The 21424-nt window shown below is 69.5% G+C and carries 20 protein-coding genes; 10 read left to right on the plus strand and 10 right to left on the minus strand.

Features of this window, described 5'->3' with window-relative positions; translation table 11 throughout:
• Positions 1-90: 90 nt before the first annotated feature.
• A complete protein-coding gene (locus BJP40_RS25110) occupies positions 91-1533 on the plus strand; it encodes a CCA tRNA nucleotidyltransferase (protein ID WP_071282575.1) in 1443 nt (480 codons plus the stop codon).
• A gap of 93 nt (positions 1534-1626) precedes the next feature.
• Here BJP40_RS25110 and BJP40_RS25115 read toward each other — a convergent pair whose 3' ends face one another.
• From BJP40_RS25115 to BJP40_RS25125, 3 genes are all read right to left on the minus strand, one after another.
• Entirely contained in the window at positions 1627-2880 is a 1254-nt protein-coding gene (locus tag BJP40_RS25115) for an MFS transporter (RefSeq protein WP_071282576.1), read from the minus strand.
• 152 nt (positions 2881-3032) lie between these two features.
• Positions 3033-4115 carry an inositol-3-phosphate synthase gene (locus tag BJP40_RS25120; RefSeq protein WP_071282578.1) on the minus strand — a complete coding sequence of 361 codons (1083 nt, stop codon included), beginning with the start codon at positions 4113-4115 and terminating at the stop codon, positions 3033-3035.
• Between the two features lie 48 nt (positions 4116-4163).
• Positions 4164-4886 (minus strand): PadR family transcriptional regulator, encoded by a 723-nt coding sequence (locus BJP40_RS25125; RefSeq protein WP_071282580.1) that lies wholly within the window; start codon positions 4884-4886, stop codon positions 4164-4166.
• Between the two features lie 358 nt (positions 4887-5244).
• Between BJP40_RS25125 and BJP40_RS25130 the strand changes: the two genes are divergently transcribed.
• Together BJP40_RS25130 and BJP40_RS25135 are read left to right on the plus strand one after the other, a co-directional pair.
• On the plus strand, positions 5245-8043 hold the full coding sequence (locus tag BJP40_RS25130) for a transglycosylase domain-containing protein (RefSeq protein ID WP_071282582.1): 2799 nt from the start codon (positions 5245-5247) through the stop codon (positions 8041-8043).
• Positions 8044-8176: 133 nt separating this feature from the next.
• Positions 8177-9682 carry a glycosyltransferase family 87 protein gene (locus tag BJP40_RS25135; RefSeq protein ID WP_071282584.1) on the plus strand — a complete coding sequence of 502 codons (1506 nt, stop codon included), beginning with the start codon at positions 8177-8179 and terminating at the stop codon, positions 9680-9682.
• A 97-nt stretch (positions 9683-9779) separates the two neighbouring features.
• Here BJP40_RS25135 and BJP40_RS25140 read toward each other — a convergent pair whose 3' ends face one another.
• The 3 genes from BJP40_RS25140 to BJP40_RS25150 form a co-directional block, all read right to left on the minus strand.
• A complete protein-coding gene (locus tag BJP40_RS25140; RefSeq protein ID WP_071282586.1) occupies positions 9780-10811 on the minus strand; it encodes an alanine racemase in 1032 nt (343 codons plus the stop codon).
• 84 nt (positions 10812-10895) lie between these two features.
• A complete protein-coding gene (locus BJP40_RS25145; RefSeq protein ID WP_071266118.1) occupies positions 10896-12014 on the minus strand; it encodes a peptidoglycan bridge formation glycyltransferase FemA/FemB family protein in 1119 nt (372 codons plus the stop codon).
• 109 nt (positions 12015-12123) lie between these two features.
• A complete protein-coding gene (locus tag BJP40_RS25150) occupies positions 12124-12438 on the minus strand; it encodes a hypothetical protein (RefSeq protein ID WP_071282587.1) in 315 nt (104 codons plus the stop codon).
• 304 nt (positions 12439-12742) lie between these two features.
• Here BJP40_RS25150 and rpsF point away from each other — a divergent pair, with 304 nt between their 5' ends.
• The 4 genes from rpsF to rplI all read left to right on the plus strand — a co-directional run bounded on the left by rpsF (position 12743) and on the right by rplI (position 14440).
• Complete coding sequence (gene rpsF / locus BJP40_RS25155) at positions 12743-13033, plus strand: 30S ribosomal protein S6 (protein WP_071266114.1); 291 nt, start codon at positions 12743-12745, stop codon at positions 13031-13033.
• A 73-nt stretch (positions 13034-13106) separates the two neighbouring features.
• Positions 13107-13679 (plus strand): single-stranded DNA-binding protein, encoded by a 573-nt coding sequence (locus BJP40_RS25160; protein WP_071282589.1) that lies wholly within the window; start codon positions 13107-13109, stop codon positions 13677-13679.
• Positions 13680-13739: 60 nt separating this feature from the next.
• The gene (rpsR, locus tag BJP40_RS25165) at positions 13740-13976 is read left to right on the plus strand and encodes a 30S ribosomal protein S18 (RefSeq protein ID WP_003949403.1); all 237 of its coding nucleotides are present in this window, start codon (positions 13740-13742) and stop codon (positions 13974-13976) included.
• 17 nt (positions 13977-13993) lie between these two features.
• Positions 13994-14440, plus strand: coding sequence for a 50S ribosomal protein L9 (rplI, locus tag BJP40_RS25170; protein WP_071266110.1), 447 nt, complete (start codon positions 13994-13996; stop codon positions 14438-14440).
• A gap of 130 nt (positions 14441-14570) precedes the next feature.
• On the opposite strand, the gene BJP40_RS25175 is transcribed toward rplI, so the two are convergent.
• Positions 14571-15908, minus strand: a complete 1338-nt coding sequence (locus tag BJP40_RS25175) for an MATE family efflux transporter (RefSeq protein WP_071282591.1) — start codon at positions 15906-15908, stop codon at positions 14571-14573.
• A 372-nt stretch (positions 15909-16280) separates the two neighbouring features.
• Here BJP40_RS25175 and dnaB point away from each other — a divergent pair, with 372 nt between their 5' ends.
• Positions 16281-17807: a replicative DNA helicase gene (gene dnaB, locus BJP40_RS25180; protein ID WP_071282593.1), complete on the plus strand. Its 1527-nt coding sequence runs from the start codon at positions 16281-16283 to the stop codon at positions 17805-17807.
• 250 nt (positions 17808-18057) lie between these two features.
• Here dnaB and BJP40_RS33275 read toward each other — a convergent pair whose 3' ends face one another.
• Entirely contained in the window at positions 18058-18339 is a 282-nt protein-coding gene (locus BJP40_RS33275) for a dihydrofolate reductase family protein (protein ID WP_371258695.1), read from the minus strand.
• 60 nt (positions 18340-18399) lie between these two features.
• Between BJP40_RS33275 and BJP40_RS25190 the strand changes: the two genes are divergently transcribed.
• Together BJP40_RS25190 and BJP40_RS25195 are read left to right on the plus strand one after the other, a co-directional pair.
• Complete coding sequence (locus BJP40_RS25190) at positions 18400-18870, plus strand: DIP1984 family protein (RefSeq protein WP_071266139.1); 471 nt, start codon at positions 18400-18402, stop codon at positions 18868-18870.
• 767 nt (positions 18871-19637) lie between these two features.
• Complete coding sequence (locus BJP40_RS25195; protein ID WP_218153238.1) at positions 19638-20279, plus strand: LysE family transporter; 642 nt, start codon at positions 19638-19640, stop codon at positions 20277-20279.
• A gap of 66 nt (positions 20280-20345) precedes the next feature.
• Here BJP40_RS25195 and BJP40_RS25200 read toward each other — a convergent pair whose 3' ends face one another.
• On the minus strand, positions 20346-20798 hold the full coding sequence (locus BJP40_RS25200; protein ID WP_071282596.1) for a GNAT family N-acetyltransferase: 453 nt from the start codon (positions 20796-20798) through the stop codon (positions 20346-20348).
• Between the two features lie 122 nt (positions 20799-20920).
• On the minus strand, positions 20921-21400 hold the full coding sequence (locus tag BJP40_RS25205) for an NUDIX domain-containing protein (protein ID WP_071266099.1): 480 nt from the start codon (positions 21398-21400) through the stop codon (positions 20921-20923).
• Positions 21401-21424 lie beyond the last annotated feature (24 nt).

The raw sequence follows: 21424 nt of genomic DNA on the forward strand, positions 1-21424 counted from the left end.
GCCACAAGATCGGGCGACAGTACGCGGGAGGGCGGCGGAGCCGGAAATCCGCGACGCCGCCGGGGGCGGGGCCACGTACCCTGTTCTGTCGTGCCGAATGCCAACGAAGACACCCCGACTGCCCTGAGCCAGGCGCAGCGCCGCGCGGTCACCGAACTGCTGCGCGTCGCCCCCGTGGCCGATGATCTCGCTCGCCGTTTCAAGGCGGCGGGATTCAGCCTCGCCCTCGTCGGCGGGTCGGTGCGGGATGCGCTGCTGGGCCGCCTCGGCAACGACCTGGATTTCACCACGGACGCCCGCCCGCAGGATGTCCTCACGATCGTCCGACCGTGGGCCGACGCCGTGTGGGAGGTCGGGATCGCCTTCGGAACGGTGGGCGCGCAGAAGGACGGTTACCAGATCGAGGTGACGACGTACCGCTCCGAGGCGTACGACCGCACGTCCCGCAAGCCCGACGTCTCCTACGGAGACTCCATCGAGGAGGACCTCGTCCGCCGCGACTTCACGGTCAACGCGATGGCGGTCGCGCTGCCGGAGAAGGAGTTCGTCGACCCGCACGGCGGCCTGGAGGACTTGGCGCACCGGGTGCTGCGGACGCCGGGCACCCCGGAGGAGTCGTTCTCCGACGACCCGCTGCGGATGATGCGTGCGGCTCGTTTCGCCGCTCAGCTCGATTTCGAGGTTGCTCCCGAGGTCGTGACGGCCATGACGGACATGGCGGGGCGCCTCGACATCGTCTCCGCCGAGCGGGTGCGGGACGAGTTGAACAAGCTCATCCTCTCCGCACACCCGCGCAAGGGGCTCGGGCTCCTCGTGGACACCGGGCTGGCCGCACAGGTCCTGCCCGAGCTGCCTGCCCTGCGGCTGGAGAGTGACGAGCACCACCGGCACAAGGACGTCTACGAGCACTCGCTGACGGTGCTGGAGCAGGCCATCGCCCTGGAGCAGGGCGAGCCCGACCTCGTGCTGCGTCTGGCCGCGCTCCTCCATGACATCGGCAAGCCGAGGACCCGGCGCTTCGAGCCGAACGGCCGTGTCTCGTTCCACCACCACGAGGTGGTCGGGGCGAAGATGACCAAGAAGCGGATGACCGCGCTGAAGTACTCCAACGAGTTGATCAAGGACGTGTCCCGCCTGGTCGAACTCCACCTGCGGTTTCACGGCTACGGATCGGGCGAGTGGACGGATTCGGCCGTACGCCGCTACGTACGTGATGCCGGGCCGCTGCTTGAGCGGCTCCACAAGCTGACCCGGTCCGACTGCACGACGCGCAACAAGCGCAAGGCCGCCGCGCTGTCGCGTACGTACGACGGGCTGGAGGCCCGTATCGCTGAGCTCAAGGAGCAGGAGGAGCTGGACGCGATCCGGCCCGACCTGGACGGCAACCAGATCCAGGAAGTGCTGGGGGTCGGCCCGGGGCCGGTCGTGGGGCGCGCGTACAGGTTCCTGCTCGAACTGCGCCTGGAGAACGGGCCGATGACGCACGACGACGCAGCGGCCGCCCTCAAGGAGTGGTGGGCCGCTCAGAGCTGAGCGGTCTCCGCGCCGCGCCGCCGTCGTGTTTCACGTGAAACACGACGGCGGCGCTGTACAGGGTGCCGTTTCACGTGAAACATCGGCCGGCCGTCAGGGGCGCCAGCGGAAGAGCGCGGCGGCGGAGAGGCTGTACAACCCTGCGACGACGAGGACGAGGGCCGCGGACCTGCCGTCGGGCGGCAGCATCAGCGCCGCCATACCCGCCGCGGCGACGAAGGCGACGTTGAAGAGCATGTCGTACAGCGCGAAGACCCGCCCGCGATAGGCGTCGTCAACCGTGCGCTGCACCACCGTGTCCGTAGCGATCTTGGTGGACTGGGTGACCAGTCCGAGCACATAGGCGGCCATGAGGGTGGGCACCGGAGCGAAGGGCAGGCCGAGCGCCGGCTCCAGCACCGCGGCAGCCGCTGCGCACACGGCCATCCAGCCACCCGTGCCCAGCCTCCCCACGGCCCACGGGGTGATGGCAGCGGCCGTGAGGTACCCGGCGCCGGACACGGCGACGGCCACGCCGAGCAGCGCGAGCCCCTCGGACTCGGTGGAGGTCCAGGCGTACCGGGCGAGCATCAGCACGGTCACGGTGAGAGCGCCGTAGCAGAAGCGGGCGAGGGTCATCGCGACGAGCGCCCGGGCAGCGGACCGCCTCTCCCGCAGGTGGAGCAGCCCGCCCCACAGTCCGCGGGCCGTGGAGGCCAGCGCGGCGGAGATTCTCGGCAGTACCAGGTCCGGGTCCGGGCCCAGCAGCTCCCGGCCCATGCGCAGGGCGGCAAGCGCCGAGGACAGGTACAGCGCGGAGCCCAGCAGGATCACGGCGGCGTCGGACCCGGCGGCACCCAGGCGCACGAGGAGGGCCAGGCCGCCGCCCGCCGTGGCCGCGAGCGTCCCTGCTGTGGGGGACAGGGCGTTGGCCATGACGAGCCGGTCCGCGTCCACGACCCGGGGCAGGGCGGCGGAGAGCCCGGCCAGGACGAACCGGTTGACGGCGGTGACGGCCAGGGCGGAGGCGTAGAAGAGCCAGTCGGGCGCCGGTGCCAGCATCAGCAGCGCCGTGCCCGCGGCGAGCAGGGCACGCAGCAGATTGCCGTAGACGAGGACCTGCCGGCGCCTCCACCGGTCGAGCAGAACGCCCGCGAAGGGCCCCACGAGGGAGTAGGGCAGCAGCAGCACCGCCATCGCATAGGCGATGTCCGCGGGTGTGGCCTGGCGCTCCGGGGAGAAGACCACGTACGCGGCCAGGGCGATCTGGTACACGCCGTCGGCGCACTGCGAGAGCAGCCGTACGGCCAGCAGACGGCGGAAGCCGCTGAGGCGCAGCAGCACGCGCAGGTCACGTACGACAGGCATGGCAGCAAGGGTCACACAGGGCGAAGGCCCCCGGGCAGACGCCACGGGGGCCGACGGCGGCAGGAGGACCCCCTCGCGGAGGACTCCCAGGAGGGCGCCGGCGACGCATGCCGATGCGGTGCGTGCCGGTGCCGCTCACTGCTGCCTGCGCCTCAGCGCTCGACCTCGCCGCTGATGAACTTCTCGACGTTGGTACGGGCCTCGTCGTCGAAGTACTGGACCGGCGGGGACTTCATGAAGTACGAGGACGCGGAGAGGATCGGGCCACCGACGCCGCGGTCCTTGGCGATCTTTGCGGCGCGGAGCGCGTCGATGATGACACCCGCGGAGTTCGGGGAGTCCCACACCTCCAGCTTGTACTCCAGGTTCAGCGGCACGTCACCGAAGGCGCGGCCCTCGAGGCGCACGTAGGCCCACTTGCGGTCGTCCAGCCAGGCCACGTAGTCGGAGGGGCCGATGTGCACGTTGTGCTCGCCCATGTCCCGGTCGGGGATCTGGGAGGTGACGGCCTGCGTCTTGGAGATCTTCTTGGACTCCAGGCGCTCACGCTCCAGCATGTTCTTGAAGTCCATGTTGCCGCCGACGTTCAGCTGCATCGTGCGGTCCAGGATGACGCCCCGGTCCTCGAACAGCTTGGCCATGACGCGGTGCGTGATGGTGGCGCCGACCTGGGACTTGATGTCGTCGCCGACGATCGGGACACCGGCCTCGGTGAACTTGTCGGCCCACTCCTTGGTGCCCGCGATGAACACCGGGAGGGCGTTGACGAAGGCGACCTTGGCGTCGATGGCGCACTGCGCGTAGAACTTGGCAGCGTCCTCCGAGCCCACGGGCAGGTAGCAGACGAGCACGTCGACCTGCTTGTCCTTGAGGACCTGGACGACGTCCACGGGCTCCTCGGGGGACTCCTCGATGGTCTGGCGGTAGTACTTGCCGAGACCGTCCAGGGTGTGGCCGCGCTGCACGGTCACGCCGCTGTTCGGCACGTCGCAGATCTTGATGGTGTTGTTCTCGCTGGCGCCGATGGCGTCGGCGAGGTCCAGGCCCACCTTCTTCGCGTCCACGTCGAAGGCGGCGACGAACTCGATGTCACGGACGTGGTAGTCGCCGAACTGGACGTGCATCAGTCCCGGCACCTTGCTCGCCGGGTCGGCGTCCTTGTAGTACTCGACGCCCTGCACCAGCGAGGCGGCGCAGTTGCCCACGCCGACGATGGCTACGCGAACCGAACCCATTCCGGTTGCTCCCTGTTTGATCTCGACAAGTCCCTGCGGCGCAGGGATTCAGTTGGTGGTGTCGTCGGACGGATCCGGCCGGGTGCTGCCCCCGTGCCGGGGCAGGCCGCCCGTCTCTCCAGATGTGCCGTTCCGGCTCCCGGGCCCGTCGGAGTACACCGGTCCGGACTGCTCCGGGTCGGCATGCCCCGGGCCGGATCGTCGCTGATCCCGCCCGGCCCGCTCGCTCTCGATGAGCTCGTTGAGCCAGCGCACTTCACGCTCCACGGACTCCATGCCGTGGCGTTGGAGTTCGAGCGTGTAGTCGTCCAGCCGCTCGCGCGTGCGCGCGAGTGAGGCGCGCATCTTCTCAAGCCGTTCTTCGAGGCGGCTGCGGCGGCCTTCCAGCACGCGCATGCGCACCTCGCGCTCCGTCTGCCCGAAGAAGGCGAAGCGCGCCGCGAAGTGCTCGTCCTCCCAGGAGTCGGGACCGGAATGGGAGAGGAGCTCTTCGAAGCGTTCCTTCCCCTCGGCCGTCAGCCGGTAGACGATCTTGGCGCGGCGTCCGGAGAGGGAAGTGGTGAGGACGTCCTCCGGCTCGTCACCCGGCTCCTCGGCCAACCAGCCGTTGGCGACCAGCGTCTTGAGGCACGGGTAGAGCGTCCCGTAACTGAAGGCGCGGAAGATGCCCAGCGAGGTGTTGAGCCGCTTGCGCAGCTCGTACCCGTGCATGGGTGCCTCCCGGAGCAGGCCCAGGACGGCGAACTCGAGGATGCCGGAGCGCCTGCTCATCTGTCCCTTCCTCCTCCGTACCGCCTCGTTATACCGCTCTGATGTATCGGCTCGATACATCATGACGATAGAGCGGTGCCGGGGTGCCGACAAGTGGGGTGGTCGTGAACGGCGTCACATCCCCAATTCGCAGTAAAGGACTTGCCGGGTTTGGGGTGAAGTCGGAATCAAGGGGTGTTTTGGCCGTGCGTAGTCTTTGGCGCATGCACACCACCGGGAACCACGGGACGACGGGGGACGTCATCGTCGTGGGTGCAGTGGCGGACGGGCCCGACGGGCGTGTCCGAGCCATTTCGGGGGGACCGGAACTCAGCTGCCGCTTCCAGGCGTACACGCCTGCCCGAGGAGTAGTCGTTCGATGAGCGAGCACCGTCGTAAACCGCCGCAGCCGCAGGGTGGCGGCCGTGCCGCGGCCCGGCGCGCTGCCCAGCAGCCCCCCGGCCGCCGGTCGGCCCGGGCGCAGGATGTCAGTACAGGGTCCCCTTCCGAGCCCTACGGCGAGCCGAGTACCTACGGCGGCCGCGCCGAGGCCCGTCGGGCCGCCCAGCGGGGCGGACGGCGACGCGCCGCGGACGGGGCCGGCGGTTCCGGAGGACACGGCGGCGGACGCCGGGGAGCCGCGGGCGGCCACGACGGGGGCGGCCGCGGCGGCAGGCCCCCCGGCAGGAAGCGGCTGATCGACTACCCGCGCCACGACCAGTACGGCTGGCGTCGCTGGGTGCCGTCCTGGAAGCTCGTGACCGGACTGCTCCTGGCCCTCACCGGCTCCCTCATGGGCGCCGCGACCGTGGCGTACTCCATGGTGGTCGTGCCGAACCCGGACGAGGCGGCGACCGCGCAGAACAACGTCTACTACTGGTCGGACGGCACGCAGATGGCCGCGACCGGTGGTGAGGTGAACCGCCAGATCGTCGGCACGAGCAGCATCCCGCGCGACATGCGGTACGCGGTCATCTCGGCCGAGGACAAGACCTTCGAGAAGAACTCCGGCGTCGACCCCATGGGTATCGCCCGCGCCTTCTTCAACATGGCGCGCGGGCAGCAGACGCAGGGCGGCTCCACGGTCACCCAGCAGTACGTGAAGAACAACCGGCTGAACGACCAGGCCCAGACGCTGGACCGGAAGTTCAAGGAGCTGTTCATCTCGATCAAGGTGAACAACCAGCTCACCAAGGACGAGATCATGGCCGGCTACCTGAACACCGCGTACTACGGGCGCGGTGCCTACGGGATCCAGGCCGCGGCGCGCACGTACTACGGCAAGGACGCCAGGGACCTCGACACCAGCGAGTGCGCGTTCCTGACCTCGCTGCTCAAGGGCTCCACGCTCTACGACCCGCACGGCGCCACCGAGCTCAACCCGGCCGCGACACCGGAGGCCAACCGGAAGCGGGTCACGGAGCGCTGGAAGTGGATCCTCGACGAGATGGTCGAGGACGGCCACCTCGACCCGGCCAAGCGCGCCGGGATCACCGACTTCCCGATGCCGGACCCGCCGAAGAAGAAGGCCCAGCTGAGCGGCCAGGTCGGCTACCTGGTGGACCTGGCCAAGGCGTACTTCGTCAACAACAACGACCAGGGCATTACGGCGGACCACCTCTCCCAGGGCGGCTACGAGATCCACACGACCTTCGACAAGGACAAGGTCAAGGCGATGGAGGCCTCCGTCAAGGCGGTGTACGACAAGCACATCGACCCGGAGAAGCGGCCCAAGTACGACACCCACGTCCAGTTCGGCGGCGCCACCGTCGACGTGGAGACCGGCGCCATCCTCGCCATCTACGGCGGTACGGACGCCACCAAGCACTTCACCAACAACGCCGACACCACCGGTGCCCAGGTCGGTTCGACGTTCAAGCCGTTCGTGCTGGCCGCGGCCATGCGCGACGGCGTCCGCGACCCGGGGAAGGGGCCGGACCAGGGGCCGGACACCCGCACGCCGATCGACCCGGACAAGGCGATCTACAACGGCGACAACAAGCTCACGATCCGGAACTACGACCGCTCCATCTGGCACGACGAGGACGGCAGGGAGTGGCGCCAGGTCAACGACGGCGACGCCGACTACGGTGACATCGACCTCCGCGAGGCGATGGTGCACTCCGCCAACTCGCCTTTCGTGCAGCTCGGCATGGACGTCGGCATCCCGCAGGTCCGGCAGGCCGCCATCGACGCGGGCCTCCTGGAGAGCAGCCTCGCCAAGGGGAACGTGCCGTCGTTCTCCATCGGTACCTCCGAGCCCAGCGCCATCCGCATGGCCAGCGCGTACGGCACCTTCGCCGCGAACGGCGAGCAGCGGGACCCGTACTCCGTCACCAAGGTGCTGAAGGAAGGGCGGGAGATCTACAAGCACGAGGACAAGATGAAGCAGGCCTTCCCCAAGGCCATCACCAGCAACATCACCGATGTGCTCGTGGACGTCGTCAAGAAGGGCACGGGGACCAAGGCCGCGGTCCCGGGCCACCAGATCGCCGGCAAGACCGGCACCACCGACGGCAACAAGTCGGCCTGGTTCGTGGGCTACACCCCGAAGTACGCGACGGCGATCGACATGTACCGGCTGGACGACGACGCCTCCAACAAGAACCGCAAGTTCGAGGAGATGTTCCACACGGGCGGCGTGCCGAAGGTGCACGGCTCCGGCTTCCCGTCCCAGGTGTGGAAGTCGTACATGTCGAAGGTCCTGGAAGGCGAGACGCCGCTGAAGTTCCCGGCACCGGAGAAGCTCGACACCGACCCCGTGTACGGCGGCGGTGCGAAGAGCCCCGAGCCGACGCCCAGCGAGACCCCGGAGGCGAGCCCGTCGCCGGAGCCGAGCATGGAGTCCCCGAGCCCCTCCAGCGACCCCAAGCCGAGCAAGGAGCCCAAGCCCGACAAGGACTGCGGCGTGTTCGACTGGGACTGCGAGACGGACGGCGGCGCCGACACAGGGGGCGGCCAGAACGGCGGCGGTACGACCACGACCGGCACCACCGACGGCGGGACGACCACCGGCGGTACGACCACGACCGGCACCACCGACGGCGGGACGACCACCGGCGGCACCACGGACGGCGGGACGACCACCACGGACGGCGGCATGACCACCGACGGCGGCAACAGCAACGGCAACGGCGGTGGGAACACCAACGGAGGCAACGGCGGCTGGTTCGGCTAGCGGAGTCCGCTCCGTCCCGAGCGGCCGCGACCGCTCCTGACCACGAGGGCCGCCGCGACCGGCACGCGCAGAGCGTGTGCCCGGTGCGGCGGCCCTCGCCGCGTCCGCGGCGGGGTGCGGCAGGATAGCCCCCATGCCGAGCCCACAGCACACGACTGCGCCACCGGACCGGTCCGTCGTGGCACCCACCCACCACGACGAGGTCGCGGCCGCCGGCAGCGAGCTGATCGGCGGTCCTGTCGGCCGCTGGGCGCGGCTCGGCGGCAGCCGCCTCTCCCCCGTGCACGTCGTGGCCCTGACCGCGATCGGGATGTTCGCCCTCGGCATGGTGCAGAAGCTGCCCTGCTACAACTGGGCGTGGTTCCGTGGAGCCGCCTCCCAGTACACCCACGCCTGCTACTCGGACATCCCCCACCTCTTCGTGGGCCGCGGCTTCGCGGACGGGCTGATCCCGTACTTCGACCGGTTTCCCGGCGACATGCAGTACCTGGAGTACCCGGTGCTGACCGGGCTCTTCATGCAGGTCGCGGCCTGGCTCACACCGGGCGGCGGCGATCTGCAGTACCGCGAGCAGATGTACTGGACGGCCAACGCCGGCATGCTGCTCGTCTGCACCGCCGTCATCGCGGTGTGCGTGGCCCGCACGCACCGCCGCCGCCCCTGGGACGCCCTGCTCGTCGCCCTGGCCCCGGCGTTCGCGCTGACCGCGACCATCAACTGGGACCTGCTGGCGCTCGCGCTGACCGCCGCCGCGATGCTCATGTGGAGCCGGGGCCGGGCGCTGGCCTTCGGTGTGCTCCTCGGCCTCGCGACGGCCGCGAAGCTGTACCCGTTCCTGCTGCTCGGGCCGGTGCTGGTGCTGTGCTGGCGCGCCGGGAAGTGGCGGGAGCTGGCAGTGGCCGTGCTGGGCACCGCCGGGGCGTGGCTGGCCGTGAACCTGCCCGTGATGCTGCTCGCCCCGGAGGGCTGGAAGCGGTTCTACGTCTTCAGCCAGGAGCGCACCATCGACTTCGGTTCCGTGTGGCTGGTCCTCACTCAGCGCTTCGGCATGGACATCGACGTCGAGGCGGTCAACCTGTACGCGACCGTCCTCATGGTCCTGGCCTGCGCGGGCGTCGCCGCGCTCGCCCTCGCCGCGCCCCGGCGGCCGCGGTTCGCGCAGCTGGCGTTCCTCGTGGTGGCCGCCTTCATCCTGACGAACAAGGTGTATTCACCGCAGTACGTGCTGTGGCTCATCCCGCTGGCCGCGCTCGCCCGTCCCCGCTGGCGCGACTTCCTGATCTGGCAGGCCTGCGAGGTGTGCTACTTCCTCGGCATCTGGATGTACCTGGTGTACGTCACGACCGACCACAAGCAGGGGCTGCCCCCCGAGGGCTACCACCTGGCGATCGCCCTGCACCTCGCGGGGACGCTGTTCCTGTGCGCCGTCGTCGTCCGCGACATCCTGCGGCCCGACCGGGACCCGGTACGGCGGGACGGCTCGGACGACCCGTCCGGGGGCGTCCTGGACGGGTCGGAGGACATCTTCGTGGTGCGGCGCGCGCAGGCAGGGGACGGGCGGCAGGCACAGGTCACCGACAGCCGCCACGCGACCGGTGTGCCGGGAAGCCGGGGCACGGGCCCGCAGCAGTCCGTGTAGCGGCGCCCCGCCCCGCGGCGGCCGCGTGGCGGGGCGCCGGCCGTCCGCCGTGCGCCGCCCCGCCGGCCCCTCCGCTTAGCGCCGCCCCGCCGGTCCGCTAGTGGTCGACGAGCCGGTCGTACTGCGTCGTCGTGTGCCGGAGGTGGGCCACGAGCTCGTCCCCCACCTTCGGCTCCTGCGCGTCCGCCGGGACGAACAGGAGGGAGACCTGCATGTGCGGCGGCTCGGCGAACCAGCGCTGCTTGCCCGACCACACGAAAGGCGAAAGGTTCCGGTTGACCGTCGCCAGCCCGGCTCGCGCCACGCCCTTCGCCCGGGGCATCACCCCGTGCATCGCCTTCGGTGCCTCCAGGCCCACACCGTGCGAGGTGCCGCCCGCGACCACGACCAGCCAGCCGTCGGACGCGGCGCGCTGCTGCCGGTAGCCGAAACGGTCCCCCTTCGCCACGCGGGTGACGTCCAGGACGGCGCCCCGGTACTGGGTCGCCTCGTGGTCACCCAGCCACAGCCGCGTGCCGATGCGGGCACGGAAGCGGGTCTGCGGGAACTGCTGCTGGAGCCGGGCCAACTCGTCGGCGCTCAGGTGGCTCACGAACATGGTGTGCAGTGGCAGCCGGGCGGCCCGCAGCCGCTCCATCCAGCCCATGACCTCCTCGACGGCGTCCGAGCCGTCGGTGCGGTCGAGCGGCAGGTGAATCGCGAAGCCCTCCAGGCGGACGTCCTCGATGGCCGACTGCAGCCGGCCGAGGTCCGCCTCCGAGACGCCGTGCCGCTTCATGGAGCTCATGACCTCGATGACGACCCGCGCGCCGACCAGGGCGTGCACCCCGTCCACGGACGACACGGAGCGGACGACGCGGTCCGGCAGCGGTACGGGCTCCTCACCGCGCCGGAACGGGGTCAGGACGAGGAGGTCGCCGCCGAACCAGTCCTTCATCCGGGCCGCCTCGTAGGTGGTGCCCACGGCGAGCATGTCGGCGCCGAAGCGGTTCACCTCCTCGGCGAGCCGCTCGTGGCCGAACCCGTACCCGTTGCCCTTGCAGACGGGCACGAGCCCGGGGAACTGGTCGATCACGGACTTCTGGTGCGCCCGCCAGCGAGCGGTGTCGACGTAGAGGGAGAGCGCCATGGCCGGTCCGGACCCTTTCTTCGGCGGTGAGTGAAGGTGTACGAGACGCGTACGAGCCTACGGAACGTCGGCGCGCACGATGCGTCAGCGGCGGGACATGTAGATGTCGAGCGCCTTGTGCAGCAGCTTGTTCAGCGGGAAGTCCCACTCGCCGAGGTACTCGGCCGCCTCGCCGCCCGTACCGACCTTGAACTGGATCAGGCCGAAGAGGTGGTCCGTCTCGTCCAGCGAGTCGGAGATGCCCCGCAGGTCGTACACCGTCGCGCCCATCGCGTAGGCGTCGCGCAGCATCCGCCACTGCATGGCGTTCGAGGGGCGCACCTCGCGCCCGATGTTGTCGGAGGCGCCGTACGAGTACCAGACGTGGCCGCCCACGACGAGCATGGTGGCCGCCGCCAGGTTCACGCCGTTGTGGCGGGCGAAGTACAGCCGCATGCGGTTGGGGTCCTCGTGGTTGAGAACGGTCCACATGCGCTGGAAGTACGACAGGGGGCGCGGCCGGAACTTGTCGCGCACCGCCGTGATCTCGTAGAGGCGCTGCCACTCGCCCAGATCGTCGAAGCCGCCCTGGACGACCTCCACGCCCGCCTTCTCGGCCTTCTTGATGTTGCGGCGCCACAGCTGGTTGAAGCCCTTGAAGACGTCGTCCAGCGAGCGGTTGGCCAGCGGCACCTGGTACACGTAGCGGGGCTGCACGTCACCGAAGCCGGCGCCGCCGTCCTCGCCCTGCTGCCAGCCCATCTTGCGCAGCCGGTCGGCCACTTCGAAGGCGCGCGGCTCGATGAACGACGCCTCGACGTCCCGCAGCCGCTTGACGTCGGGGTCCTGGATGCCCGCCTTGATCGCAGGGGCGTTCCAGCGCCGGATGACCACAGGCGGGCCCATCTTCACGGAGAACGCGCCCTGGTTCTTCAGGTGCTGCAGCATGGGCCGCAGCCACTCGTCGAGGTTCGGCGCGTACCAGTTGATGACCGGGCCCTCGGGCAGGTAGGCCAGGTACCGCTTGATCTTGGGCAGCTGCCGGTAGAGCACGAGACCCACGCCCACCAGCTCGTCGTTCCTGTCGAACCAGCCCAGGCTCTCCGAGCGCCACTCCGTCTTCACGTCCGCCCACGCCGGCACCTGGCAGTGACTCGCCGCGGGCAGGCTCTGGATGTACGCCAGATGCTGCTCTCGGCTGATGGTCCGCAGGGTCAGGCTCATGTGGGGCGCTCCTCGGCTGGTAAGTCCCCCATTGGTCAGGGGTTCCGGCTCTCGCGCCGAAGCCTACTGGCAGCGAGGAGCGCCCCGGAGGGGCGTACGCCCGGTGGGTTCAGCCGAACACGCCGCCGAAGAGCCCGCCGCGGGCCATCCCGAGGAAGAACCCGACCGCCGAGGCGCCCAAGCCCACGATGAGGAAGGTGCGTTCGCGGGTCGTCTCCGAGATGAACTGGCCGTAGGCCCCGGTGAGGATGCCGATGAGGCCGGCCCACGACGCGATGAGGTGGAGGCTGTGGAACTGTGCCGTGACGACGGCCAGCACGCCCAGGACGAGGGTCACGCCCATGAGCGTGTCCGGGAGGGGGTGCGGCTTGCCGTCCGTGGCGAAGAGGGACGAGGAGGGATGACGCTGGAACACCTGAGCCATGGGGCACCTCCTGGCTGTGCCGGAGGGCGCCGCACTGTAGCGCCGCCCGTACCCGTTGGAGTCCAGGGTGCGGCCCCCAGCCACCGGATTTCAACCGGAAGCCGGTGTGCGGGTACTCTGTACCGTCTGCACAGGTGTCTGCCCATGCCCGGGCGCTGCCATCACGGTGAGTGACGGGATCCCCTCCCGGGTCGACGCTGACGGTCACGCGGCTGTCGGCGGGGACGGATACCGTTCGAACGCATCACGACCCTCCTGCCACGGAACGACCGTGGCCGCTGAGTCCAAAGGAGGTGGGTTCCACATGCGTCACTACGAGGTGATGGTCATCCTCGACCCCGATCTTGAGGAGCGCGCTGTCTCCCCGCTGATCGAGAGCTTCCTCTCCGTCGTCCGCGAGGGCAGCGGCAAGGTCGAGAAGGTCGACACCTGGGGCCGTCGTCGTCTCGCTTACGAGATCAAGAAGAAGCCCGAGGGCATCTACTCGGTCATCGACATGCAGGCCGAGCCTGCGGTCGTCAAGGAGCTCGACCGCCAGATGAACCTGAACGAGTCGGTCCTCCGGACCAAGGTGCTCCGTCCCGAGACCCACTGAGCTTTCCGCTCACAGGTCATCGGGTCCGAGTAGCAGCAAGCAGCCAGCAGCAATCCCGCCGAGAGGTTCATCCATGGCAGGCGAGACCGTCATCACGGTCGTCGGCAACCTGGTCGACGACCCCGAGCTGCGCTTCACGGCGTCCGGTGCGGCAGTCGCGAAGTTCCGCGTCGCGTCGACTCCCCGCACCTTCGACCGCCAGACCAACGAGTGGAAGGACGGCGAGAGCCTGTTCCTCACCTGCTCGGTCTGGCGCCAGGCGGCGGAGAACGTCGCCGAGTCGCTTCAGAAGGGCATGCGCGTCGTCGTGCAGGGCCGACTGAAGCAGCGGTCCTACGACGACCGCGAGGGCGTCAAGCGCACGGTCTTCGAGCTGGACGTCGAGGAAGTCGGCCCGAGCCTCCGCAACGCCACGGCCAAGGTCACCAGGACCACCGGCCGCGGCGGGCAGGGCGGCTACGGCGGCGGCCAGCAGGCGGACGGCGGCCCCTGGGCCGGCGGCCAGCAGGCTCCCCAGGGCGGCGGCGGTCCCGCCGGCGACCCGTGGGGCAGCAGCCAGCCGTCGGGCGGCCCGCAGGGCGGCCAGAGCTCCGGTTGGGGCGGCGGCGGCAGCGGCGGCGGCTACTCGGACGAGCCCCCTTTCTAGGAGCCCAGCGCTCCCGGGGGTAGCTCGTACCCCACTTCTTGATCACACAGGAGAAACACCATGGCGAAGCCGCCTGTGCGCAAGCCCAAGAAGAAGGTTTGCGCGTTCTGCAAGGACAAGGTCACGTACGTGGACTACAAGGACACGAACATGCTGCGGAAGTTCATTTCCGACCGCGGCAAGATCCGTGCCCGCCGCGTGACCGGCAACTGCACGCAGCACCAGCGTGACGTCGCCACGGCCGTCAAGAACAGCCGTGAGATGGCGCTGCTGCCCTACACGTCCACCGCGCGCTAAGGAAGGGTGACTTACAGATGAAGATCATCCTCACCCACGAGGTCTCCGGCCTCGGCGCTGCCGGCGACGTCGTCGACGTCAAGGACGGTTACGCCCGCAACTACCTGGTCCCGCGCGGTTTCGCGATCCGCTGGACCAAGGGCGGCGAGAAGGACGTGGCGCAGATCCGCCGCGCCCGCAAGATCCGCGAGATCGCGACCATCGAGCAGGCCAACCAGATCAAGGCCCAGCTCGAAGGCGTGAAGGTGCGTCTGGCCGTCCGCTCGGGCGACACCGGCCGCCTCTTCGGCTCCGTCACGCCGGCCGACATCGCTTCGGCGATCAAGGCTGCGGGTGGCCCGGACGTCGACAAGCGCCGTGTCGAGCTCGGTGCGCCGATCAAGAGCCTGGGCGCGCACCAGGTCTCCGTGCGTCTGCACCCCGAGGTTGCTGCCAACCTCGGCGTCGAGGTCGTCGCTGCCTGAGTGACGCTTCAGCAGCGCTGAGCACAACGAAGGGCCGTACCTGTCCAGGTACGGCCCTTCGTCATGTTTCACGTGAAACAGGCGTAGGCCACAGCGGCGGTTTCACGTGAAACGTCGTGGCGTCGTCGGATCAGCGGGTGGCGCCGGTGACGATCCAGCGGCCTGAGCGGCTCCGGAGCCAGAGCGTCAGCATGCGGACGGCCATCATCAGGGTCATGGCCCACCACAGGGCCGTCAGCCCTCCGCCCAGCGCCGGAACGAGGAGGGCGGCCGGAGTGAAGGCAGCCAGGGTCACCACCATGGCGCCCGCCAGGTACGGCCCGTCCCCCGCGCCCATCAGCACGCCATCGAGCACGAAGACGACTCCGGCGATCGGCTGCGACAGTGCGACGACCAGGAGCGCGGGCAGCAGAGTGCCGTGAACGGCTGCGTCGCTGGTGAAGAGCGGGATGAACAACGGCCGGGCAGCGATGACGAGGAGACCCAGGACGACCCCCGAGGCGATGCCCCACTGGACCATGCGGCGGCAGGCGGCGCGGGCGCCCTCGACGTCACCGGCGCCGAGATACCGCCCGATGATGGCTTGCCCGGCAATGGCGATGGCATCCAGCGCGAACGCCAGCAGACTCCACAGCGACAGAATGATCTGATGGGCGGCTGCCTCGGTGTCGCCGAGCCGAGCCGCGATGGCGGTGGCGATCAGCAGGACGGCACGGAGCGAGACCGTGCGGATGAGCAGCGGTACACCGGCCTGGGCGCTGGCTCGGATGCCGGCGGCATCCGGTCGCAGGGACGCGCCGTGGCGCCGGGCTCCCTTGAGTACCACTGTGAGATAGGCCGCCGCCATACCGCACTGAGCGATCACCGTGCCCCAGGCGGAACCGGCGACGCCGAGTCCCGCTCCGTACACGAGGACCACGTTGAGCAGCGCGTTGGCTCCGAAGCCGGCGATCGCGACATAGAGGGGAGTCCGGGTGTTCTGCAAGCCGCGCAGCACACCCGTTGCGGCGAGCACGACGAGCATCGCCGGAATGCCGAGGCTGGAGATGCGCAGGTAGGTCACGGCGTGCGGGGCTGCCGTGGTCGAGGCCCCGAACGCCTCGACGACCCAGGAGGCCGTGGGCAGGGTGAAGGCGACGACGGTGAGGCCGAGGAAGAAGGCGAGCCAGATGCCGTCCATGCCCTGACGAAGTGCCGCCGGGAGGTCGTCGGCTCCGACGAGCCGGGCCACCGCCGCCGTGGTGGCGTAGGCAAGGAACACGAAGATGCTCACGGCGGTGGACAACAGGGCTGCCGCGACTCCGAGGCCGGCCAGTTGGGCCGTGCCCAGATGACCGATGATGGCGCTGTCGGCGAGGACGAAGAGCGGCTCGGCGACGAGGGCCCCGAAGGCGGGGAGGGCGAGGGCGATGATCTCGCGGTCATGCTGGCGCCGGGTGCGCGGCGGGGCCGGGGGAGCCTGGGTCATCTGCCCAATGTAATGTCCACAGGTAATGGATGCAATGCACTGCTGATCCTTACGCATGCGTCCCTCGTCACGGCTCGGGGGAGGACGTTGCGCCGAACTCGCGCTGCCGGGGGAAGTTTTTCTCCCCCACAGCCCGTGGAAGGAAAGTGCCCAGGTCAGGAGTGGTTCTGCGGTGGGCGTATGAGTTTGTCCACACCGCTTTCCCCTGGTCCGTGCACAGGATCGCCCGGGTTCTCCACAGCATTGGGCTGTTCATGCACAGGCCCTGTGGATAACCAGATTGGCTGACGCCCCCGGGGGGCCTACCGTTATGCGGCGCCCGAGTGGGCGGCATGGCAAGGTCCGCCGGTGCGGACGGGAGGAGGTGGGCCGGTGAGCATCCCCGAGCCCTTGGACGACCCCTGGACCGACAGCGGGCCGAGCGACCGTCTTCCCGTCTCCCGCCGGCACGGTGACGGGGTGTCCGGAGAGGGCCGTGGAGGGTCCCGCGGCGGCCGCGGCCGGGGCCGGGGGCGCGAGGAGCAGCACGAGCGGGGTGGCGACGGAGCGGCCCCCTGGGACACCGGCGCGGCGGGCTTCGAGCGCGTCCCGCCGCAGGACCTGGACGCCGAGCAGTCCGTGCTGGGCGGCATGCTGCTCTCCAAGGACGCCATCGCCGAGGTCGTCGAGGTCATCAAGAGCCAGGACTTCTACCGGCCCGCCCACGAGACGATCTACCAGGCGATCCTCGACCTGTACGCCAAGGGCGAGCCCGCCGACCCCATCACGGTGGCCGCCGAGCTGACCAAGCGCGGCGAGATCACCCGGGTGGGCGGCGCTCCGTACCTGCACACGCTGGTGCAGACCGTACCGACGGCGGCCAACGCCGCGTACTACGCGGAGATCGTCCACGAGCGGGCCGTGCTCCGCCGCCTCGTGGAGGCGGGCACCAAGATCACGCAGATGGGCTACGCCGCCGACGGAGACGTCGACGAGATCGTGAACCAGGCGCAGGCGGAGATCTACGCCGTCACGGAGCAGCGCACCAGCGAGGACTACCTGCCGCTCGGCGACATCATGGAGGGGGCACTCGACGAGATCGAGGCGATCGGCTCCCGCAGCGGCGAGATGACGGGCGTCCCGACCGGTTTCTCGGACTTCGACGCACTGACGAACGGCCTGCACCCGGGTCAGATGATCGTCATCGCGGCCCGTCCCGCCATGGGCAAGTCCACGTTGGCCCTGGACTTCGCCCGCGCCTGCTCCATCAAGAACAACCTGCCGAGCGTCATCTTCTCCCTGGAGATGGGGCGCAACGAGATCGCGATGCGCCTGCTGTCCGCAGAGGCCAGGGTCGCACTGCACCACATGCGCTCGGGGACGATGACGGACGAGGACTGGACCCGGCTGGCCCGTCGGATGCCGGACGTCTCCCAGGCGCCGCTCTACATCGACGACTCCCCCAACCTGTCGATGATGGAGATCCGGGCGAAGTGCCGCCGTCTGAAGCAGCGCAACAACCTGAAGCTCGTCGTCATCGACTACCTCCAGCTCATGCAGTCCGGCGGCTCCCGACGGGCCGAGAGCCGGCAGCAGGAGGTCTCCGACATGTCGCGAAACCTCAAGCTGCTGGCCAAGGAGCTGGAGCTCCCGGTCATCGCCCTGTCGCAGCTGAACCGTGGTCCCGAGCAGCGCACCGACAAGAAGCCCATGGTGTCGGACCTGCGCGAATCCGGTTCCATCGAGCAGGACGCGGACATGGTCATCCTGCTGCACCGCGAGGACGCGTACGAGAAGGAGTCCCCTCGCGCCGGTGAGGCCGACCTGATCGTCGCGAAGCACCGTAACGGCCCCACGGCGACCATCACGGTCGCCTTCCAGGGCCACTACTCCCGCTTCGTCGACATGGCCCAGACCTGACCGGCCCGTTGGAGGGTCTCAGATCGCGTGGCACAGCCTCAGGCTCTATGGCACATCGGCGGCAAGCATGTCGCCTTCGTGGGACTTGCTGGTGTCCTGTCTTCATGAACGATCTGGCACCCCGGCAGGCCATGCGCTCGTCTATCTGACAGACGCGACGAGACAGGACAGCTGGTCGGGTTCTCACCCTTTCAGGCGACGGGGCTCCGGCTCGCTCCGCCCGTCAGTGCCCGGCTCACATCAAGTCGCGTCACGGGCGCTGGCGCCTCGTCTCGTACCTGGTCAGAACCACGCCGCAGGGAAGCGTCCGTGTCTCCACCAGGTGCAGGTTCACCCAGCTGTCCAGCGTGGTGAAGAACGGCGTGCCGCCGCCCACCAGGACCGGCGCCGTGGCTAGCACGTACTCGTCAATCAGCCAGGCCCGCATGGCCGCTCCCGCGAGCATCGCGCCGCCGATGTCCATCGGGCCGCCCCTTCGCGTCCGTTCCAGCTCCCTCAGCTGTTCGGAGCTCCAGTGGCTCAGAAACCAGATGCGGATCAGCGGGGTCGCGTTCGATACTCGTGCGAGCTCACGGAGGGGGAGGCGGAGACGGTGAAGCTTGCTGAGGCGCTGGCAGAACGTGCGGAGGCGACGCGGCGTGTGGAACAGCTACGAGCGCGCGTCGTCAGTAGTGCGCGATACCAGGAGGGGGAGACACCCGCCGAGGATGCCGCTCAGCTACTGGCCGAGGCCGGTGAGGTGCTGGATGCGCTGGAAACGTTGATCCGTCGGATCAATCGGACCAATGCGACCGTGGAGATGGGTCCGGAGGGGACGCTCACCGATGCCCTCGCACGCCGGGACGTCCTGCGGTTGCGTCACTCTGTGGTCACTGCGGCGGCGGACGCGGCAGCGGGCAAGGGCGAGCGGGGATACGGTCGGCAGCTTCGGTCCGAGCTGATGATGCTCTCCGCGCTTCCGGTCGCGGAACTGCGCGGTCAGGCGGATGAGATCGCCCGGGAGATCCGCGAGGTCGATGTGCGGATCCAGCGTACGAACTGGGAGGTCGACCTGCTGGACTGAGGGGTCCGGCAAGTTGGGACGATGTGGAGTAGGTAGCTGCTTCGGAGGCGTGCACACACCGAGGGCCGGCGGTTTTCCAGCCCACTCCTGGCGCGTGAAGAGCAACGCGGGGGTTCGACTCCCCACTATGACAGCGCAGCTCAGCACCGCGTACAGGTGACCGTGCACAGCGCACAGCACATCACCACGTGCAGATCCGGGCGGCGAGGGCGGGTTCGGGGCGTCCACATCGCAGCACCATGGAGAACGGCGAAGTCCGGCGGACGCTGTTGGCGACGCCAGCGGTTCTCCTGCGTCTGGGACCGGCCCCGCGGCGGCGGGTCGAGCGGAGTCCCCGTGCCAGCGTGGCGAACGATGTGCTGGGGGCAGCAGGGGTGACGGCCGCCGGACCGAGGCCCCGCTCCGTCGTGCTCGTTCCGTCGGAGTACACGGCGGACGATGGCCTGCGGTGATCGCGTGCCCGGGCGATGACACCAACGACATCGATGGCAGGACGTGGGGACCGGCGGGCTCGTCCTCACGCGCTCACCGGTGCTTCGCGGCGATATCGGTCGCTGCACCGGAGCGACGTGGCGGACGCGGGCGCCACGGAGGCGGGGGGCGTGCGTGCCCCGGGCGGGAAAGGGGTTGCCTCGCAGGGCGGTGGTCCGCAGGATGCCGCTCATGAAGACGAACCTCGTTCCGCTGCTCCCGCTGTCCACTGCTGGCGCCTCCCTGCGCCTCCAGCAGCAGTCGGACCTGCATCGGAGTGCGACGCTCGTGGCCCCCTGATGGGCGCGCTGGTCGCCGGCCTCGTGGCGGGGTACGGCATCGCCGTACCGGTGGGCGCCGTCGGCGCCTATCTGGTGGCGCTCACGGCACGGACGGGGCTGAAGGTCGGACTGTCCGCCGCGCTCGGGGTGGCCGCGGCCGACGGACTGTACGCGCTGGTGGCCGCCGCGGGTGGCGCCGCCCTCGTGCCGGTTCTCCAGCCCGTGCTGCTGCCCTTGCGCTGGGTCGCCGCCCTCGTCCTCGTCGGCCTGGCGGCGCGGAGCGGCGTGACCGCGATCCGCCAGTACCGGCTCGGGCAGGCGCAGGGTGGCTTCGTCGCGCAGGAGAATGCGGCCATGAGCGGGGGCCGGGCTTTCTTCGGCCTTCTGGGGATCACCTTGATGAACCCCGCGACCGTGGTGTACTTCGCCGCTCTTGTCCTCGGCGGTCAGGCGGTAGCCGAGCCGACGGTTCTGGAGCAGGTGCTGTTCGTCGGGGGCGCCTTCGGGGCCTCCGCCAGTTGGCAGGTGATGCTGGCCGGCGGGGGAGCCCTTCTGGGGAGGACCCTGACCAGCAGGCGCGGCCGCATGGCAACGGGGCTGACCTCCAGCGTCGTCATCGTGGCGCTGGCCGTTCATCTCCTTGCCGCAGCGGACTGACCACGCCCGGCATGGACCGGCAGGACCTCTGTTTCACGTGAAACATCGCCCCCGCCCCCCGTGGTTTCACAGCGCGAGCTTGAAGCCGAGATGGGAGGCGACGAAACCGAGGCGTTCGTAGAAGCGGTGTGCGTCGGTACGGGAAGCATCGGACGTGAGCTGGACCAGTCGCGCACCCTGCCGACGTGACTCCTCGACGGCCCACTCGATGAGTTGGGTGCCCAGGCCGTCTCCGCGCGCGTCGGCGTGGATGCGCACCGCCTCGATCAGCGAGCGTGTGGAGCCGCGTCGGGACAGACCCGGCACGATCGTCAGGTGCAGGGTGCCGATCACTCGTCCCTCGCGGACCGCCACGACGAGGTGCTGGTTCGGGTCCGCGGTCACCCGTGCGAAGCCGGCCAGGTAGGGAGACAGGTCATCCGGTGTCTCCCGCTGAGCGCCCAGAGGGTCGTCCGCCAACATCGCCACGATGGCAGGCACGTCCGCGGCGGTGGCCTTCCGTATTTGAAGATCGCTCATGGCTGCGACGTTACCTGCCGTGGGGCGGCAGAAGGGCATCTTCTGAGAGCTCGGGTCACCACCTCGGCGCTGGCCTCAGCCGATGGGGACGCATGCGGGAACCCGCGTGCCAGGGCCGTGTGTCAGCCCAGGTCGGGTGCGTGCATGGCCCGAACGCCTTCGATGTTGCCGTCGAGGTAGTGCCGCAACGACAGGGGCACCAGGTGGACCCCGGCGATGCCGACCCGTGTGAACGGGACCCGGACGATCTCGTACCCACCGATCGGCTCGTCGATCTCGGGACCGTGGCGCTGCCCCGGGTCCATGGATTCGAGATGGCAGACGAAGAAGTGCTGCACCTTCACTCCGGAGACCCCGCCGTTCTCGATGTGCTCCACCGTGTCCACGAAGCAGGGCACGACATCCGTGATCTTCGCGCCGAGCTCCTCGTGGACCTCCCGGTGCAGCGCGTCCACGACGGTGGCGTCCCCCGGCTCCACACCGCCGCCCGGAGTGACCCAGTAGGGGTCCATCCCGGGCTTCGTCCGCTTGATGAGGACGAGATCGTCTCCGTCGAGCAGGATGGCGCGTGCGGTGCGTTTGACCACTGGACGTTCGGTCATGGCTTCACCATCGCCCGCGTCGGA

It is taken from the genome of Streptomyces sp. CC53, assembly GCF_001865245.1.
Classification (GTDB): domain Bacteria; phylum Actinomycetota; class Actinomycetes; order Streptomycetales; family Streptomycetaceae; genus Streptomyces.

What these genes read in the sequence shown, in the direction of transcription:
- BJP40_RS25200 (WP_071282596.1), bottom strand. Translation starts at nt 20,798, where the DNA reads ATGAGCGATCTTCAAATACGGAAGGCCACCGCCGCGGACGTGCCTGCC.
- BJP40_RS25150 (WP_071282587.1), bottom strand. Translation starts at nt 12,438, where the DNA reads ATGGCTCAGGTGTTCCAGCGTCATCCCTCCTCGTCCCTCTTCGCCACG.
- rpsF (WP_071266114.1), top strand. Translation starts at nt 12,743, where the DNA reads ATGCGTCACTACGAGGTGATGGTCATCCTCGACCCCGATCTTGAGGAG.
- rplI (WP_071266110.1), top strand. Translation starts at nt 13,994, where the DNA reads ATGAAGATCATCCTCACCCACGAGGTCTCCGGCCTCGGCGCTGCCGGC.
- BJP40_RS25125 (WP_071282580.1), bottom strand. Translation starts at nt 4,886, where the DNA reads ATGAGCAGGCGCTCCGGCATCCTCGAGTTCGCCGTCCTGGGCCTGCTC.
- BJP40_RS25135 (WP_071282584.1), top strand. Translation starts at nt 8,177, where the DNA reads ATGCCGAGCCCACAGCACACGACTGCGCCACCGGACCGGTCCGTCGTG.
- BJP40_RS25205 (WP_071266099.1), bottom strand. Translation starts at nt 21,400, where the DNA reads ATGACCGAACGTCCAGTGGTCAAACGCACCGCACGCGCCATCCTGCTC.
- BJP40_RS25115 (WP_071282576.1), bottom strand. Translation starts at nt 2,880, where the DNA reads ATGCCTGTCGTACGTGACCTGCGCGTGCTGCTGCGCCTCAGCGGCTTC.
- rpsR (WP_003949403.1), top strand. Translation starts at nt 13,740, where the DNA reads ATGGCGAAGCCGCCTGTGCGCAAGCCCAAGAAGAAGGTTTGCGCGTTC.
- BJP40_RS25120 (WP_071282578.1), bottom strand. Translation starts at nt 4,115, where the DNA reads ATGGGTTCGGTTCGCGTAGCCATCGTCGGCGTGGGCAACTGCGCCGCC.
- BJP40_RS25175 (WP_071282591.1), bottom strand. Translation starts at nt 15,908, where the DNA reads ATGACCCAGGCTCCCCCGGCCCCGCCGCGCACCCGGCGCCAGCATGAC.
- BJP40_RS25145 (WP_071266118.1), bottom strand. Translation starts at nt 12,014, where the DNA reads ATGAGCCTGACCCTGCGGACCATCAGCCGAGAGCAGCATCTGGCGTAC.
- BJP40_RS25130 (WP_071282582.1), top strand. Translation starts at nt 5,245, where the DNA reads ATGAGCGAGCACCGTCGTAAACCGCCGCAGCCGCAGGGTGGCGGCCGT.
- BJP40_RS25160 (WP_071282589.1), top strand. Translation starts at nt 13,107, where the DNA reads ATGGCAGGCGAGACCGTCATCACGGTCGTCGGCAACCTGGTCGACGAC.
- BJP40_RS25140 (WP_071282586.1), bottom strand. Translation starts at nt 10,811, where the DNA reads ATGGCGCTCTCCCTCTACGTCGACACCGCTCGCTGGCGGGCGCACCAG.